This is a genomic window from Aquabacterium sp. CECT 9606, assembly GCF_918741295.1.
GTDB lineage: Bacteria > Pseudomonadota > Gammaproteobacteria > Burkholderiales > Burkholderiaceae_C > Aquabacterium.
The window spans coordinates 1,169,804-1,184,904 of sequence record NZ_CAKKNB010000001.1; the positions used below are offsets into that span (position 1 = coordinate 1,169,804).

The 15,101-nt window shown below is 62.8% G+C and carries 13 protein-coding genes; 3 read left to right on the top strand and 10 right to left on the bottom strand.

Annotated features, from left to right (window positions below; translation table 11 throughout):
- Nucleotides 1-81 precede the first annotated feature (81 nt).
- The 9 genes from LQ232_RS05425 to LQ232_RS05465 form a co-directional block, all read right to left on the bottom strand.
- Nucleotides 82-438, bottom strand: coding sequence for a DUF167 domain-containing protein (locus tag LQ232_RS05425; protein WP_230179339.1), 357 nt, complete (start codon nt 436-438; stop codon nt 82-84).
- A gap of 88 nt (nt 439-526) precedes the next feature.
- Nucleotides 527-991, bottom strand: coding sequence for a histone H1-like DNA-binding protein (locus LQ232_RS05430; protein ID WP_230179743.1), 465 nt, complete (start codon nt 989-991; stop codon nt 527-529).
- 134 nt (nt 992-1,125) lie between these two features.
- A complete protein-coding gene (locus LQ232_RS05435; protein ID WP_230179340.1) occupies nt 1,126-2,337 on the bottom strand; it encodes a ribonucleotide-diphosphate reductase subunit beta in 1,212 nt (403 codons plus the stop codon).
- Between the two features lie 173 nt (nt 2,338-2,510).
- The gene (locus LQ232_RS05440) at nt 2,511-5,408 is read right to left on the bottom strand and encodes a ribonucleoside-diphosphate reductase subunit alpha (protein ID WP_230179341.1); all 2,898 of its coding nucleotides are present in this window, start codon (nt 5,406-5,408) and stop codon (nt 2,511-2,513) included.
- A gap of 230 nt (nt 5,409-5,638) precedes the next feature.
- Nucleotides 5,639-6,220, bottom strand: coding sequence for a 1,6-anhydro-N-acetylmuramyl-L-alanine amidase AmpD (ampD, locus tag LQ232_RS05445; RefSeq protein ID WP_230179744.1), 582 nt, complete (start codon nt 6,218-6,220; stop codon nt 5,639-5,641).
- 8 nt (nt 6,221-6,228) lie between these two features.
- A complete protein-coding gene (locus tag LQ232_RS05450) occupies nt 6,229-7,803 on the bottom strand; it encodes a sigma-54 dependent transcriptional regulator (RefSeq protein ID WP_230179342.1) in 1,575 nt (524 codons plus the stop codon).
- Nucleotides 7,800-9,659 (bottom strand): nitrogen regulation protein NR(II), encoded by a 1,860-nt coding sequence (locus LQ232_RS05455; RefSeq protein ID WP_230179343.1) that lies wholly within the window; start codon nt 9,657-9,659, stop codon nt 7,800-7,802. Before LQ232_RS05455 ends, LQ232_RS05450 begins: the two co-directional genes overlap by 4 nt.
- The gene (locus LQ232_RS05460; protein ID WP_371820109.1) at nt 9,659-9,901 is read right to left on the bottom strand and encodes a PP0621 family protein; all 243 of its coding nucleotides are present in this window, start codon (nt 9,899-9,901) and stop codon (nt 9,659-9,661) included. The genes LQ232_RS05455 and LQ232_RS05460 overlap by 1 nt, the downstream gene beginning before the upstream one ends.
- 18 nt (nt 9,902-9,919) lie before the next feature.
- A complete protein-coding gene (locus LQ232_RS05465; protein WP_230179344.1) occupies nt 9,920-10,774 on the bottom strand; it encodes an inner membrane protein YpjD in 855 nt (284 codons plus the stop codon).
- 73 nt (nt 10,775-10,847) lie between these two features.
- Between LQ232_RS05465 and ffh the strand changes: the two genes are divergently transcribed.
- A complete protein-coding gene (gene ffh / locus LQ232_RS05470) occupies nt 10,848-12,230 on the top strand; it encodes a signal recognition particle protein (RefSeq protein ID WP_230179345.1) in 1,383 nt (460 codons plus the stop codon).
- Between the two features lie 183 nt (nt 12,231-12,413).
- Nucleotides 12,414-13,211 (top strand): DUF2726 domain-containing protein, encoded by a 798-nt coding sequence (locus LQ232_RS05475; protein WP_230179346.1) that lies wholly within the window; start codon nt 12,414-12,416, stop codon nt 13,209-13,211.
- Between the two features lie 14 nt (nt 13,212-13,225).
- Here LQ232_RS05475 and ftsY read toward each other — a convergent pair whose 3' ends face one another.
- Nucleotides 13,226-14,338 carry a signal recognition particle-docking protein FtsY gene (ftsY, locus tag LQ232_RS05480; protein ID WP_230179347.1) on the bottom strand — a complete coding sequence of 371 codons (1,113 nt, stop codon included), beginning with the start codon at nt 14,336-14,338 and terminating at the stop codon, nt 13,226-13,228.
- A 58-nt stretch (nt 14,339-14,396) separates the two neighbouring features.
- On the opposite strand from ftsY, the gene rsmD reads away from it, so the two are divergent.
- Complete coding sequence (gene rsmD / locus LQ232_RS05485; protein ID WP_230179348.1) at nt 14,397-15,101, top strand: 16S rRNA (guanine(966)-N(2))-methyltransferase RsmD; 705 nt, start codon at nt 14,397-14,399, stop codon at nt 15,099-15,101.

Consider the following 15,101-nt stretch of genomic DNA (forward strand, 5'->3'; position numbering starts at 1 on the left):
TTTGCGAGTTACTTTCGTCAAACCGTGTAGCTTAAGGCAATGCAGGGCTTTCCTGGTCCGCCATCCGATGTTCTGCGGTCTTCAAAGTGGCCAAGGGGCGAGTTGGCCCGATTGAGTCAGTGTTTCCAGCCACTGGCAAACGTGCTCCAGGGGTGTGTCCAGCGCCCACTGTTTGCGCCGTGCCGTGGCGCCTCTCACCAGTTCGATGCGGGATTGGGGCAGCTTGAGCTGGGAGGCCAGCCAGCGTTGCAGGGCGTCGTTGGCGGCACCATCCACGGGTGGGGCGGCCAGGCGCAGGCGCAAGGCGCCATCGTGCCAGCCCACCACCTCGGTGCGTTTGGCATTGGGCGAGACACTCACGTCGATGACGAGGCGTTGGCGTGGGGCTTTGCCTTCCAGTCTGAGGCAGGGCCAGGCGGCCAGAATGAGCGGATCCATGTTCATCAGACCAAGAAAAACCCGGCCGAAGCCGGGTTTGGAAGGCGGAGGGCTGGTGCCATCCGCCAGTTCAACCTTGCGGCTGAACTCAGGGCTTGTTGCCAGTCGGGAAGGGCCACGCGGCTTGGGGGCTCAGCGTGGTCTTCGCGGCAGGCTTGGCCGAAGCGGGCTTTTTGGCCGCAGGGGCAGGCTTGGCAGGGGCAGGCTTTTTGGCAGCAGCTTTCTTGGCGGCAGGCTTCTTGGCAGCGGGGGCTGCCTTTTTAGCGGGAGCTGCCTTCTTCACTGCGGCCTTCTTGGCCGGCGCTGCCTTTTTGGCGGGCGCCTTCTTGGCCGCTGCCTTTTTGGCAGGAGCTGCCTTCTTCACAGCGGCCTTCTTGGCCGGTGCTGCCTTCTTCACTGCCGCCTTTTTGGCGGGAGCTGCCTTCTTCACGGCGGCCTTTTTAGCCGGCGCTGCCTTCTTCACAGCGACTTTCTTGGCCGGAGCGGCCTTCTTCACAGCGGCCTTCTTGGCCGGAGCAGCTTTCTTTGCTGCTGTTTTTTTCGCAGTTGCCATACGGATCTCCTTGATCAAGTTGCAAAGAGCACTGCACCGCTGAATGCGGTACAGCGATTCATCACCCAACGCCCCCTAGGATCTGAGCGCGGTGTGATGAATGGGGTACGCCGGTGCGGTGCTCTGTGCAAGGATCAATCCCAGCTCAGGGCGCCGCCCGACTGATATTCAATGACTCGGGTTTCGAAAAAGTTGCGTTCTTTCTTCAGGTCAATCATTTCGCTCATCCACGGGAAGGGGTTCTCTTCGTTCGGGAAGAGTTCTTCCAGCCCAATCTGTGCGGCACGGCGGTTGGCGATGTAGCGCAAGTAGCCCTTGAACATCGATGCGTTCATGCCCAGCACGCCACGTGGCATGGTGTCTTCGGCGTATCGGTATTCAAGTTCGACAGCTTTGAGGAACAGCGCTTTGATCTCGGCCTTGAAGTCGGCGGTCCACAGGTGCGGGTTCTCAAGCTTCAACTGATTGATCAGGTCGATGCCGAAGTTGCAGTGCATGGACTCGTCGCGCAGGATGTACTGGTACTGCTCGGCGGCACCGGTCATCTTGTTCTGGCGACCCAGGGCCAGGATCTGCGTGAAGCCGACGTAGAAGAACAGGCCTTCCATCAGGCAGGCGAACACGATCAGCGACTTGAGCAAGGTCTGGTCAGTTTGCGGAGTGCCGGTGTGGAAGTTCGGGTCCATGATCGCTTCGATGAAGGGGATCAGGAACTCGTCCTTGTCGCGGATCGATTGGACTTCGTTGTAGGCGTTGAAGATTTCGGACTCGTCCAGGCCCAACGATTCAACGATGTATTGATACGCGTGGGTGTGGATGGCCTCTTCGAAAGCCTGGCGCAACAGGAACTGGCGGCACTCGGGCGCCGTGATGTGGCGGTAGGTGCCCAACACGATGTTGTTGGCGGCCAGCGAATCGGCGGTGACGAAGAATCCGAGGTTGCGCTTGACGATGCGGCGCTCGTCTTCGGTCAGACCATTGGGGTCCTTCCACAAGGCGATGTCGCGCGACATGTTCACTTCTTGCGGCATCCAGTGGTTGGCGCAAGTGGCGAGGTACTTTTCCCAAGCCCACTTGTACTTGAACGGCACCAACTGGTTGACGTCGGTCTGACCATTGATGATGCGCTTATCGGCAGCATTGACGCGGCGAGCGACGGGCGCAGCCGCGCGTTGCACGTGCGCTGCTGCGGCCGATGCGGTGCTTGGAACGGGGTGGTTGAAGGATGCAGCTGTCACAGTTTGAAGGGCCGACGCATTCACATCCCGGACATCGCGTTGCGATGAAGGAGCGGAAGCGCCAGATACTGAAGAGCTTGAAGGTGCGTCGTCTTCCCAGACCAACATGGTGTATACATCCTATGGGTTCGAATTATGAAAGGGTGTTGTGAAAAACACCAAGCACTTCTTGACAGTACAAGGCCCACTTTGTTGCGGTCTTGCGTCGAAGTGCTCTCATTGAATCAACAAAGTTAAGCCGCGAGATGAACAAGGCCTCTTTCGAGGCCTTGTTCAATGCATCACTGACAGGCTTCGCAATCGGGGTTGTCGATCGCGCAGAACTTGATGTCGGTGGCAGGCTCGCTCATTTGAGGCTCGGCTGTTTGCGGTGCAGCATTGCTGCCCGATGTGCCGCTCATGTTGGACACCGAGTTGAGTTGACCGCGTGACACGGTGGACTTCTCGGCGTGCGTGGCGCCAACGGTGCGGAGGTAGTACGTGGTCTTGAGGCCGCGCAACCAGGCGAGCTTGTAGGTCTCGTCCAACTTCTTGCCCGAGGCACCGGCCATGTAGATGTTGAGCGATTGCGCCTGGTCGATCCATTTCTGGCGACGCGAAGCGGCTTCGACAAGCCACACGGGTTCGACTTCGAAGGCGGTGGCGTACAGGTTCTTGAGCTCTTCAGGCACGCGGTCGATGCGGCGCAGTGATCCGTCGAAGTGCTTCAAGTCCATCACCATCACGTCGTCCCACAGGCCAAGCTTTTTCAGATCGCGGACCAGGTACTGGTTGACCACGGTGAACTCGCCCGACAGGTTGGACTTGACCGACAGATTGCCAAAGCAAGGTTCGATCGAGGCGTCCACGCCCACGATGTTGGAGATGGTGGCGGTGGGCGCGATGGCGACGCAGTTGGAGTTGCGCATGCCGTGTGTGTCGATGCGGTGGCGCAGAGCATCCCAGGCCATGGTGTGCGAGGTGTCGACCTCGACATAACCGCCGCGCTGTTCGGCCAGCAGCTTGAGCGAGTCGATTGGCAAGATGCCGCGGTCCCACAGCGAACCCTTATAACTAGAGTAGCGGCCACGTTCTTCGGCCAGCACGGTCGACGCCCAGTAGGCGTAGTAGCAGACGGCTTCCATCGAGCGGTCGGCGAAGTCGACGGCGGCCTGGCTGGCGTACGGGATGCGCATCTGGTACAGGCTGTCCTGGAAGGCCATGATGCCCAGACCGACGGGGCGGTGGCGCAGGTTCGAATCGCGCGCCTTTTTAACAGCGTAGTAATTGATGTCGATCACGTTGTCCAGCATGCGCATGGCGGTCGTGATGGTCTTCTTCAGCTTGTCGTGGTCGAGGTCGCCATTGAGGATGTGCTGGGCCAGGTTGACCGAGCCCAGGTTGCAGACCGCAATTTCGCCGCCGTTGGTATTCAGCGTGATCTCGGTGCACAGGTTGGACGAGTGAACCACGCCAACGTGCTGCTGTGGCGAGCGCACGTTGCAGGCGTCCTTGAAGGTGATCCAGGGGTGGCCGGTTTCGAACAGCATCGACAGCATCTTGCGCCACAGGTCGTTGGCGGGCAGTTGCTTGAAGAGCTTGATTTCGCCACGTGCAACTTTCTCTTCGTAGCGGGTGTAGGCCTCTTCGAAGTCCTTGCCGAACTTGTCGTGCAGGTCGGGGCAGGTGGCGGGCGAGAACAGGGTCCACTGGCCACCTTCCATCACGCGACGCATGAACAGGTCGGGGATCCAGTTGGCCGTGTTCATGTCGTGGGTGCGGCGGCGATCATCGCCAGTGTTCTTGCGCAGCTCCAGGAATTCTTCGACATCCAGGTGCCACGATTCAAGATACGCACAGACGGCGCCCTTGCGCTTGCCGCCCTGGTTCACGGCCACGGCCGTGTCGTTGACCACTTTCAGGAAGGGGACGACGCCTTGCGATTTGCCGTTGGTGCCCTTGATGTGGGAACCCAGGGCGCGCACGGGCGTCCAGTCGTTGCCCAGGCCGCCAGCGAACTTGGACAGCAGGGCATTTTCCTTGATGGCCTCATAAATACCGTCGAGGTCGTCGGGCACCGTGGTCAGGTAGCAGCTGGACAGTTGCGAGCGGCGGGTGCCGGCGTTGAACAGCGTGGGGGTCGACGACATGAAGTCGAAGGACGACAGCACTTCATAGAACTCGATGGCGCGGGCTTCGCGGTCGATTTCGTTCAGCGACAGGCCCATGGCCACGCGCATGAAGAAGGCTTGCGGCATTTCGATGCGCTGGCCTTCGGTGTGCAGGAAGTAGCGGTCGTACAGGGTTTGCAGGCCGAGGTAATCAAAGTTCAGGTCGCGTTCGGCCTTCAGGGCGGCGCCCAGGCGGGCCAGGTCGAACTGCTGCATCTTTTCGTCGAGCAGTTCGGCTTGCACACCCTTCTTGATATAAGCAGGGAAGTATTCGGCGTAGCGCGTGGCCATCTCGCCTTGGGTGACTTCGTCGCCCAGGATTTCGCGGCGGATGGTGTGCATCAGCAGGCGGGCGGTGGCGTGCGTGTAGCCGGGATCGTGTTCGATGCGGGTGCGGGCGGCCAGGATGGCGGCCTTGTAGACCTCGTCGAGGGCGACGCCGTCGTACAGGTTGCGGTGCGTTTCGGCCAGGATGGGGGCGGCCTTGACGTCAGCGCCCAGGTTTTCGCAGGCGGCTTCGATCAAGCCTTCCAGGCGGGCCAAGTCCAGCGGGATGCGTTGACCGCGGTCGATGACGGTCAGCAGAGGTTGCGCCACGGCGGGGGCGGTCGCCTTTTGTTGGGCGCGCTCTTGCGAACGGCGTTCGCGGTACAGCACGTAGGCGCGGGCGATCTCATGGTGGCCGCCGCGCATCAGGCCCAATTCGACCTGGTCTTGCACGTCTTCGATGTGGAACGTGCCACCACCGGGGCGTGAGCGCATGAGGGCGCGCACGACGTTTTCAGTCAGACCATCAACGGTTTCGCGCACGCTGGCCGAGGCCGCGCCTTGCGTGCCGTGAACGGCCAAAAAGGCCTTCATCAAAGCGACGGCGATCTTGTTCGGTTCAAAAGAAACGACCGCGCCGTTGCGGCGGATGATCTGGTAGCCGGCATAGGCCGACTGGCGAGGCGCGTTGGCGACATCGCTGGGGCTGGTGGGGAAGACGTTGGCCGTGGTTTGGCCAGTGCTGGACGGGGTCGTTTGCATGTGATTCCCTTCGGAGTTAAGGCCTCCTGGAAACGACGGGGAGGCCTTAGTTTTGCGCTTGATCTGCTCTGTCACGCTGGTGACTGTAAACACTATATCTGGTGTTTTAAAGTGCTTTTGGCACTACAGGTAGCGTATGGGTGTGACTATAACGCTATTTTTGCCCGCCCCCGCAATCGGGGGGTTAATTCAGGGAAATTGCGGATCGGGGCAGCCCTGGCTGGGCATGCTCAAGGCGATGTGATACCCGTGGGAAAGCACTGCTGATCCCAGCCCAGCAAGGCTTGCAGGGCAGGCCAGTCAAAGGCCTGGCCAGGGTCGCGTTTGCGACCTGGGGCCACATGCTCATGGCCCGCGATCTGATCGATCGGGTAAGCCTTGATGGCTTGCTGCAACAGGTCGGCCAGGGCTTGGTACTGAACCCTTTCAAAGGGGTGGTCTTCCAGCCCTTCAAGCTCGATGCCGATGGAGTAATCGTTGCAGTTGTCGCGGCCCCGCCACGATGATTGGCCCGCGTGCCATGCCCGGTCATGGGCGGACACGAACTGCAGCAATTCACCATCGCGTCGGATCACGAAATGGGCCGAGACTTCGGCGCCCCGGATCTGCTGGAAGTAGGGGTGGGCGTTCCAGTCCAGGCGGTTGGTGAACAGCCGTTCGATCTCGTCACCGCCATAAACACCGGGTGGCAAGCTGATCGAATGGATCAGCGCCAGATTGACCGGAGTGCCGGGTGGGCGCGGGCCAAAGTTGGGTGAGTCGATGCGGCGGGCTTGTGGGCACCAACCTTGTGGCCAGAAGTCGGAGGCCATGGGGGTGCTCACTCAGCGTCGGCTTCGGGGTCGAAGCGTTCCCCGAGCACGATGCCTTGGTCGGTGACCTTCACGCCCAGGCGGGCCATGCGGTAGCGCATCTGGCGCAGGCTCAGGCTCAGGCTGGCACCGGCGGCGGTGCGGTTCAATCGGTATTTTTCAAGGGCCTGGACCAGGATGTCGCGCTCGACCTGGTCCAGGTGACTCACCAGGTCAGAAGGCAGTGCCGCTGGTTGGGGCGCAGGTGTCACGGGCGGGGCTGCTTGCGCAACCGGGCTCTCGCCAAGCAGGGCTGATGGCGTGAGGAAATCGGCTGTGACGATGTCTTCTGCATTGCTTGGTGCGGCGTTGGGCAAGCCCAAGTCATTGGCTTCGATCAGTTGGTGGCCACTCAAGGTCACGGCGCGGTGCAAGATGTTTTCCAACTCGCGAACATTGCCTGGGAAAGGATGGTTCAGCAAGGCGACCAAGCCGGTTCGGCCCAACTGCGGTACCGCGCTGAGACCGGATTCAGCCGAAATGCGTTCAAGGATGCGCAGGCACAGGCTGGGCAGGTCTTCCAGCCTTTCGCGCAAAGCGGGCAGGGGGATCTGGATGACGTTGAGCCGATAGAACAAGTCTTGGCGAAAGCGTTTGGCGGCCACTTCGGCGGCCAGATCTTTGTGGGTGGCGCTGATGATGCGCACGTCCACGGGCACTTCGGCCACGGCGCCGACCGGGCGCACCGCGCGCTCCTGAATCACGCGCAGCAGCTTGGTCTGCATGGACAAGGGCAGGTCGCCGATTTCATCCAGGAACAGGGAGCCGCCATGCGCGGCCTGGAAGAAACCTTCGCGGTCTTCGTTGGCGCCGGTGAAGGCGCCTTTGCGATAGCCAAAGAACTCGGCTTCCAGCAGTTGCTCGGGGATGGCGCCGCAGTTGACTGCGATGAAAGGCTGCTGGTGGCGGCTGCTGACATCGTGGATGGCGCGCGCGACCAGTTCTTTGCCCGTGCCTGATTCGCCCCACACCAAGACAGGCGCCATGCTGCGCGCGACCTTGTCGATCAGGCCTCGCACATGCTGCAATGCATCAGAGTTGCCAACCATCCTTGACAGGGCGGTGGCCTCGGCCTTTCGTGCGCCCCGGTGCAATGCCAGGGGTGGTGCGGTGAGTGGGGTGGTGGCCGGCTCTTGCACCGAGGCCGGCGTGGGCAATGCGGCGGAGGGCGTGCGACCCAAGGCCGAGGACACCACGGCGCGAAATTGGCGCAGATCGACGGGCTTGGTCAGGTAATCGTAGGCGCCGGCCTTGAGTGCCTCGACGGCGTTTTCGGCCGAACCGTAGGCGGTGATGACGATGGCTTTTTCACGCCGGCCTTCGGCATCGATGCGGCGCAGCAAGTCCAGGCCGGTGCCATCGGGCAGGCGCATGTCCGTGATGATGGCGCTGTAGGTGCGGTCCTGCAGGTGCTGCCAGGCGTCTTCCACATTGCCCGCCGTTTCCACGTCATAGCCCTCGCGCAGCAGCGTGAGCTCGTACAAGGTGCGCAGGTCGGGCTCGTCGTCAACGACCAGCAGGCTGTAGAGAGTCGGAGCGGTCATGCGGTGATGGATGGTTCAAGGGGCATCGTCACGAAGAACTCGTTGCGGTGGCGCACGGCGCCGGGATGCTGGCGGTAATCAATGCTGGCACCATGGCGCTCGCACAACTCACGGCAAATATACAGGCCCAGTCCGGTGCCCCGGCTGCGCGTGGAAAAGAAGGGCTCGAACAGGGATTGCTCGGTGTCGTGGCTGATGATCTCGCCATCGCTTCGCACCGACAACACCAAGGGGCCGCCGGCTTGCACGTCCCTTTGCCATTGCAGCGTCACCAGAATCGCGCCGGCTTGACCGCTGTTGTGGCGCAAGGCGTTGTCCAGCAAATTGACCAGCACGCGGTGAAGGTGATCAGGCTCGAAGCGGACCTTGGGCGCAGGGCGGCCAATCTGCGGTTTGCAGGCAGACAGATCAATCTCACACAGGCTGTCGGGGCCGGTGGCGAGGCCTTGGGTCTGGCGCCATTCGTTGCAGATGGCGGCCACGGTTTCCAGCAGGTCGATCGCTGGCGCCGGTGGGCGCAGACCGGGGGCCACGGCCAGCACGTCGTCAATGATGTTCTTGAGGCGGGCCACGTTGTCGGCCACCATCTGGGTCAGGCGCTTTTGCGTGGGGGTGGTGGCGTCTTCACCCAGCAAGGCGTTGGCCTGCGCGATGGCGGACAGCGGGTTGCGGATTTCATGGGCGATGCCGGCGGACATGCGGCCCATGGCTGCAAGCTTGTCCTGGCGTTGGCGGGCCAACACCGTGCGCAGGTCTTCGATGAACATCACGCAGACGTCTTCGATGGCCTGGCCGTCCCGGCCTTTGGTGAAGCGCACGCGCAGACGCAAGGCGCGGCTGGACTGGTCGTCAAAACGCAGGCTCAACTCCTGGCCGACATCGGCATGCAAAGGGTTGGCGAAGGCCTGCTCGACCGCCTGCACCAATGGGCGCCATGCGGGCACGCCCCGCAATTGAAATGGCGGCGGCGGGGTGCTGCCTTGAACTGCCAGCAAGCGGCGCGCAGCCGGATTGGCTGTGCGAACACGGCCCTGGCGGTCGGTCACCATCACGCCTTCGGCCATCTCTTCAATCACCAGCCGGTTGAGCTGGGCCTGTTGGCGTGCCAACTCCAGGCTGCCCTTGGCGGTGCGTTCCTCGCGGGCCAGCCGGCCAGCCAGTTCACTGCCCATCACGGCCACCGCGAACAGGCCAAAACCTGTCAGCCCCGCTTGTGTCATCAAGGACGACAGGTTGCCACCCTCGGCTGATTGCAGCCAGGCGGCGGCCAGCAGGTTCAAAGTGGCTGCAGCGGCCACGCCCAGGGACATGATGCGGGGCATCAAGATGGCGGCCATCAACACGGGCAAGGCCAACAAGGCCTGCGAGTTGAGGTTGCTGCTGGTCAGAAAATTCAACCAGGCAAAGGCGGTGAGGTCGATGCCGATGGTGGCCAGCGCCTGCCGATGCTTGAGGTTGCGCTGATCGGGGTCTTTGGGCGGGTGCCGGGCGGCCCACGACCACACCATCAAGGTTAAAACGCTGTAAGACAAAGTGAGCCCAAGCACCCAGGCCGAAGGACGATTGCCCAGCAGCCAGGCGCCTGCGGTGATGGCGATCAACAGAATGGCCAACACCGCGCGCGCGGTCAGGAAGGCCCGGTAGATGCGAAAGAACGACGGGGGTCGGCGTTCTCCTCGGTTGGCCTTGCTGGCCGACGAGGGGGCCGCCTTGTCCAGTTGGTGCGCCCCCGCAGCCACGGTGGAGGCCTCGCCCTCGTGCCCGTTGCCTCCGAACCAGGATCCCTGGGTTTCAGGGCCAGAGCGCCCCGCGGCGTCATTCAACGCCTGGTCTGAGGGTGGCGTTGGTTTGGGCATCAGCGAGCGCGCGGGCCGGCGCGGCGATGATCTTCGCTGCAAAAATAGTCGACTCCGCTGGGCCGCTGGCCAAGCAAGGCTTCATTGGCCGGCATGTGCAGGCCGCAGTGGGCGCACTCCACCATGGATTGGGGTTTGGCTGGCGGCGCTGGCTTGTCGGCGGGCGTGGTGCCAACGCGCGGCTTGCGCCACAGGTAGAACAGCCAGGCGGCCAACAGGCCCAGCAACAGGTATTTGATCATGGTGAACTGAGGAACTCTTTAGACAGTGGCCGAACGGTGCAGCACCACTTCCATCACGAAGCGAGAGCCCACATAAGCCAGCAGCAACAACGTGGAGCCGGCGTACAGCCAGCGCACAGCCTGACGGCCCCGCCAGCCGAATTGATAGCGGCCCACGAGCAAGATGGCAAAAACAAGCCAGGACAGCACAGAGAACACGGATTTGTGATCCCAGCGCCAGGGGTTGGACGACCAGATGCCCAGCACCAGCGTCAGTGTCAGCATGGCAAAGCCCGCGGCCACGAAACGCAAGGTCAGGGATTCAAGCCTCAACAGGGGCATGCCCAAGGCCTGCGGTGTGCCGAGCGAAATGGGCTTGGCAGCGGGCGAACCGGGGCGGGCCCGCAATTGTTTTTCAGCCAGCCGCATCAAGGCTGCGTGCATCAATGCCGCGCCAATCAATCCGTAAGAGGCGAACCCCGAAATCCAGTGCAGGGGCGCCCATGGGGAGCCGCTGCCGGGGTGTTCCTGGCCCGGGAAAGCCCAGGACAAGGCCACGGTGGCGGCCGCCAGCCAGGCCAATGCGCGGCGCACTGCGGGCAGGCCCAAGCGGTGGCTTTCGATGGCGTAGACCGCCAGCACCAACCAGGTGGTGACCGACAAGGCCGGCGCGAACCCGAAACGCGCGGCGGGGTGGGCGGTGTTCCAGGAAAAGGTGTCCAGGACAATGGAGACAGCGTGGGCAAGCCATGCCAGCGCGAGCGCGCCCCAGATGCGCCGGCTCTGGGTGGAAGCCGGCTGGCCCTGGCCTTCGGGTAGCACGCTGGCCAGGCCATAGGCCAGCACGGCGATGGCACTGGGCCAAAAGGTCAAAGAGGCGGGCGATAGAATCATCCACACAGTTTAAGGTCGCCCGGGCTTGTTTGCCCGGTCTCCATCTCGCGCATCACCGCACTCAACGCATCCCATGGCATCCAACCTTACCGAACGACTGAGCCGCCTGGTCAAAACCATGCGCGGGCAGTCTCGCATCACCGAGACCAATGTGCAGGACATGTTGCGCGAAGTGCGCATGGCCTTGCTGGAGGCCGACGTGGCCCTGCCGGTGGTGCGCGACTTCATTGCACGCGTCAAGGACAAGGCCTTGGGCCAGGAAGTCGTGGCATCGCTGACGCCCGGCCAGGTGCTGGTCAGCCTGGTGCAGAAAGAACTGTCCGCCACCATGGGTGATGGTGTGGCCGACCTGAACCTGGCGACGCAACCCCCGGCGATCATCCTGATGGCGGGCTTGCAAGGCGCCGGCAAGACCACGACCACGGCCAAGCTGGCCAAGCACCTGATTGAAAAGCGCAAGAAGAAGGTCTTGACGGTGTCCGCCGACGTGTACCGGCCGGCCGCCATCGAGCAGCTCAAGATGGTGACTGGACAAGCCGGCGCCGAGTGGTTTCCGTCCACGCCAGATCAAAAGCCGCGCGACATCGTCACGGCCGCCATTGACCATGCGCGCAAGCACTTCTTTGACGTGCTGTTGGTGGACACGGCCGGACGGCTGGCCATCGACGAAGCCTTGATGGCCGAAATCAAGGAACTGCATGCCCTGCTCAACCCGGTCGAGACCTTGTTCGTGGTCGACGCCATGCAGGGCCAGGATGCCATCAACACGGCCAAGGCCTTCAAGGATGCCTTGCCCTTGACCGGCGTGGTGCTGACCAAGCTGGACGGCGATTCACGCGGTGGTGCAGCCCTGTCGGTGCGCCAGATCACCGGTGTGCCCATCAAGTTCGCGGGCGTGTCTGAAAAGATCGATGGCCTGGAAGTGTTTGACGCCGACCGCCATGCCGGACGCGTGCTGGGCATGGGCGACATTGTTGCCTTGGTGGAGGAAGTCACCAAGGGTGTGGATGTGGCGGCGGCGCAGAAGCTGGCCGACAAGGTCAAGTCTGGCGTTGATTTCGATTTGGACGATTTCCTGGCGCAACTCAGCCAGATGAAGAAGATGGGCGGCCTCTCCGGCTTGATGGACAAGCTGCCGTCCGAACTGGCCAGCAAGGCCGGTGGCGCCGACATGGACAAGGCCGAGCGCGACATGCGTCGCATGGAAGGCATGATCAATGCCATGACCGCCAAAGAGCGCCGCCAGCCCGCGCTGCTGATGGATGGCAAGAGCAAGGCCAGTCGCAAGCGCCGCATCGCCGCGGGTGCCGGCGTGCAGATCCAGGACGTCAACCGCATGCTCAACCAGTTCGACCAGATGCGCCAGATGATGAAGAAAATGAAAGGCGGCGGCCTGATGAAGATGATGAAGCGCATGGGCGGCATGAAGGGCCTGCCCGGCATGGGCGGGCGCTGAGCAGCCTCAACCCCTGCCTACGTTTGAAACGCTTTGTCACCGCATCGACTGCAAGCCCGCATTGACCCTCGGGGCCGGGGCTGGTACTTTCCGCTTGAGTATTGACGGCCATGTGCCGATGTTGTCGATGAGGCCCGTCCAACGGGTTAGTGTCGATTGGTTTTTCGGGCGTGGATGGTTTCAATGGCAGTTTTGAATGCGTGGTGGCCAGCGGTTCTGGCAATTCTGGTCTTGATGGGCCTGTGCGGTGTGGCGTTGGCGTTGAAATCGCGCGGCGGTGCCCCCAAGTCGCAGCGCCGGGTGGGTGGCACCTCATCAGTCGAGGCCGGAGACACCCTGGCTGCCTGGAGCCCGACATCGACGCGGGTCTTGACCCGCTCGGAGCGTGAGGCTTATCACGTCTTGCGCAAAGCCTTGCCCGAACACATGGTGCTGGCGCAGGTGCCTTTGGCCCGATTTCTGCGCGTGCCTACACGCAACTCTTACAGCGAATGGTTGCGCCGCGTGGGCTCCATTTGTGCCGATCTGGTGGTGTGCGATGACTCATCCCAAGTGATCGCCGTGGTCGAGTTGCGCCAGCCCGTCAAGCAAGAGAAGCCTCGAACGGTGCGCCGCCATGCCCGCATGGACCGTGTGCTGGCCGCTGCCGGCATCCCGGTGTATGTCTGGCTGGAAGGTGCCTTGCCGGGCCCAGCGGTGGCCCGCGAAGCCTTGCTTGGCGCGGCCTTGACGATGCCCAAGCGGCCCGTGGGTACCAACAGTCAAACGCGTCGCAGTGCGGAAGCCGCGGCCGTGGTGGCCTCCATGCAGTCGGCCGGTGCCATGCACGGCATGTCCGTCAGTGAAGACGAGAACGACTTCAACCCGGATGATTTTGCCGACGACGAAGCCGAGCGCAAAGAGCCGCCCCCGTCCACCTGGTTTGATGACCTGGAATCCAGCCCGATGCCGCTGGAAGAGGCTTCCACCTCTCGCCACTGAGCAGCGCGTTCAGGTCAGGTCAAAAGGGCCTGTGCAAATTCGCGTGCGTTGAAGGTCTGCAGGTCTTCCAGCTTCTCGCCCACGCCCACGAAGTACACCGGCACGGCCCCGCCTGGGCGGCCACGTGACCACAGTGCGATGGCGGCCAGCACGCCGCCCTTGGCCGTGCCGTCCAGCTTGGTCACCACCAACCCGGTCAGGCCCAGCGCCTCGTCGAAGGCCTTGACCTGAGAGAGCGCGTTTTGCCCGGTGTTGCCATCGACCACGAGCAGGACCTCGTGAGGCGCACCCTCCATGGCCTTGCCGATCACGCGCTTGACCTTGCGCAACTCGTCCATCAAATGAAGTTGCGTGGCCAGGCGGCCAGCGGTGTCGGCGATGACCACATCGCATCCGCGTGCACGGCCTGCCTGCACGGCATCAAACGTCACGGCCGCAGGATCGCCGTTTTCCTGGCTGACGATGTCCACGCGATTGCGGTCGGCCCACACCAGCAACTGTTCGCGCGCGGCCGCACGGAAGGTGTCGGCGGCGGCCAGCAGCACGCGCTGGTTGGAATCGCTGAGGTGGCGGGTGAGCTTGCCGATGGTGGTGGTCTTGCCCGCGCCGTTCACGCCCGCCACCATCATCACGGTGGGGGTGTGCTGGCCCACTGCCAGCGATTTCTCAAGCGGCTTGAGCAGGTCGGTGATGGCTTCGATCAACAACACTTTCACGGCCCCGGGATCGCTGGCCTTGGCTTCCTTGACGCGGCGCTTGAGGTCGGCCAGCAAATGCTCTGTCGCGGCCACGCCGGCGTCGGCCATCAGCAAGGCGGCTTCCAGCTCTTCGTACAAGGCATCGTCGATCTGCGTGCCTGTGAAGACCTGTGAAATGCTGGAGCTGGTTTTGCGCAAGCCTGCCTTGAGCTTGTCCATCCACGAGCGCCGCTCAACCACAGGCTCAGGGGCGGGCGGGATCTGCGCGGGCGCGGGTTGCACAGCCACGGGAGCCTTCGGTGCCACCACAGGAGCACTGACAGGAGCAGCGGCGGGCGCTGAGCGTGCCTCAGGAGGCAAGGTGGACGGTGGGTCTGCTGGTGCGGGGCTGCCGCCCAGGCCCAGCTTTTTCTTGATGAAACTGAACATGCGCAGATTGTAGGGTGGGGGTTTCTACAATCGGAGTTTTCCCACGGACCTCTTTTTGATGAAGCCACCTCGCTCCACCCGCGCACCAACGTCTGGCAAGACTGCCATCAGTCCTGCCGGTGCCGCGCAAAAGGCCGCTGAAAAGGTGGCAACCCATGCTGCGCAGGAGGTGCGCCTGATTGGTGGCCGTTGGAAACGCACGCCGTTGGCCGTGCCAGTGGTCGCCGGCTTGCGCCCCACGCCAAGCCGGGTGCGTGAAACCTTGTTCAACTGGCTGGGCCAGGATTTGAGCGGCTGGCGGGTGCTGGACGCCTTTGCCGGGAGTGGCGCCTTGGGGTTCGAGGCAGCCTCGCGAGGGGCCGAATCGGTGTGCCTGCTGGAGCGCGAGCCCCTGCTCATCAAATCGTTGCGGGCCACACAAGCCAAGCTGGAAGCGACCCAGGTTCAGATCGTTCAGGCGGACGCCATGACCTGGATGGCCCGGCTTTCAGGCACGGTGCCTGGCTTTGACCTGGTGTTGCTGGATCCCCCTTTTGACGCGGACCTGTTCGAGCAAGCCTTGCTGGCCGCTTGCCAATGCGTGCCCGAAGGCGGCTGGATTTACCTGGAATCACCCCAGGCGTTTTCAGATGCCGCGGGCCCTGCGGGCGCGGTACAGGGCCTGCGTGTGCACCGCCAAGGGCGTGCCGGAGCGGTGCACTATCACCTTTTTCAACGTGTGGAGGGTGCCCTGGGCGTGTCGCGCCCGGCGGCTGGCGACTAA

What these genes read in the sequence shown, in the direction of transcription:
- LQ232_RS05425 (WP_230179339.1), bottom strand. Translation starts at nt 438, where the DNA reads ATGGATCCGCTCATTCTGGCCGCCTGGCCCTGCCTCAGACTGGAAGGC.
- LQ232_RS05430 (WP_230179743.1), bottom strand. Translation starts at nt 991, where the DNA reads ATGGCAACTGCGAAAAAAACAGCAGCAAAGAAAGCTGCTCCGGCCAAG.
- LQ232_RS05435 (WP_230179340.1), bottom strand. Translation starts at nt 2,337, where the DNA reads ATGTTGGTCTGGGAAGACGACGCACCTTCAAGCTCTTCAGTATCTGGC.
- LQ232_RS05440 (WP_230179341.1), bottom strand. Translation starts at nt 5,408, where the DNA reads ATGCAAACGACCCCGTCCAGCACTGGCCAAACCACGGCCAACGTCTTC.
- ampD (WP_230179744.1), bottom strand. Translation starts at nt 6,220, where the DNA reads ATGGCCTCCGACTTCTGGCCACAAGGTTGGTGCCCACAAGCCCGCCGC.
- LQ232_RS05450 (WP_230179342.1), bottom strand. Translation starts at nt 7,803, where the DNA reads ATGACCGCTCCGACTCTCTACAGCCTGCTGGTCGTTGACGACGAGCCC.
- LQ232_RS05455 (WP_230179343.1), bottom strand. Translation starts at nt 9,659, where the DNA reads ATGCCCAAACCAACGCCACCCTCAGACCAGGCGTTGAATGACGCCGCG.
- LQ232_RS05460 (WP_371820109.1), bottom strand. Translation starts at nt 9,901, where the DNA reads ATGATCAAATACCTGTTGCTGGGCCTGTTGGCCGCCTGGCTGTTCTAC.
- LQ232_RS05465 (WP_230179344.1), bottom strand. Translation starts at nt 10,774, where the DNA reads ATGATTCTATCGCCCGCCTCTTTGACCTTTTGGCCCAGTGCCATCGCC.
- ffh (WP_230179345.1), top strand. Translation starts at nt 10,848, where the DNA reads ATGGCATCCAACCTTACCGAACGACTGAGCCGCCTGGTCAAAACCATG.
- LQ232_RS05475 (WP_230179346.1), top strand. Translation starts at nt 12,414, where the DNA reads ATGGCAGTTTTGAATGCGTGGTGGCCAGCGGTTCTGGCAATTCTGGTC.
- ftsY (WP_230179347.1), bottom strand. Translation starts at nt 14,338, where the DNA reads ATGTTCAGTTTCATCAAGAAAAAGCTGGGCCTGGGCGGCAGCCCCGCA.
- rsmD (WP_230179348.1), top strand. Translation starts at nt 14,397, where the DNA reads ATGAAGCCACCTCGCTCCACCCGCGCACCAACGTCTGGCAAGACTGCC.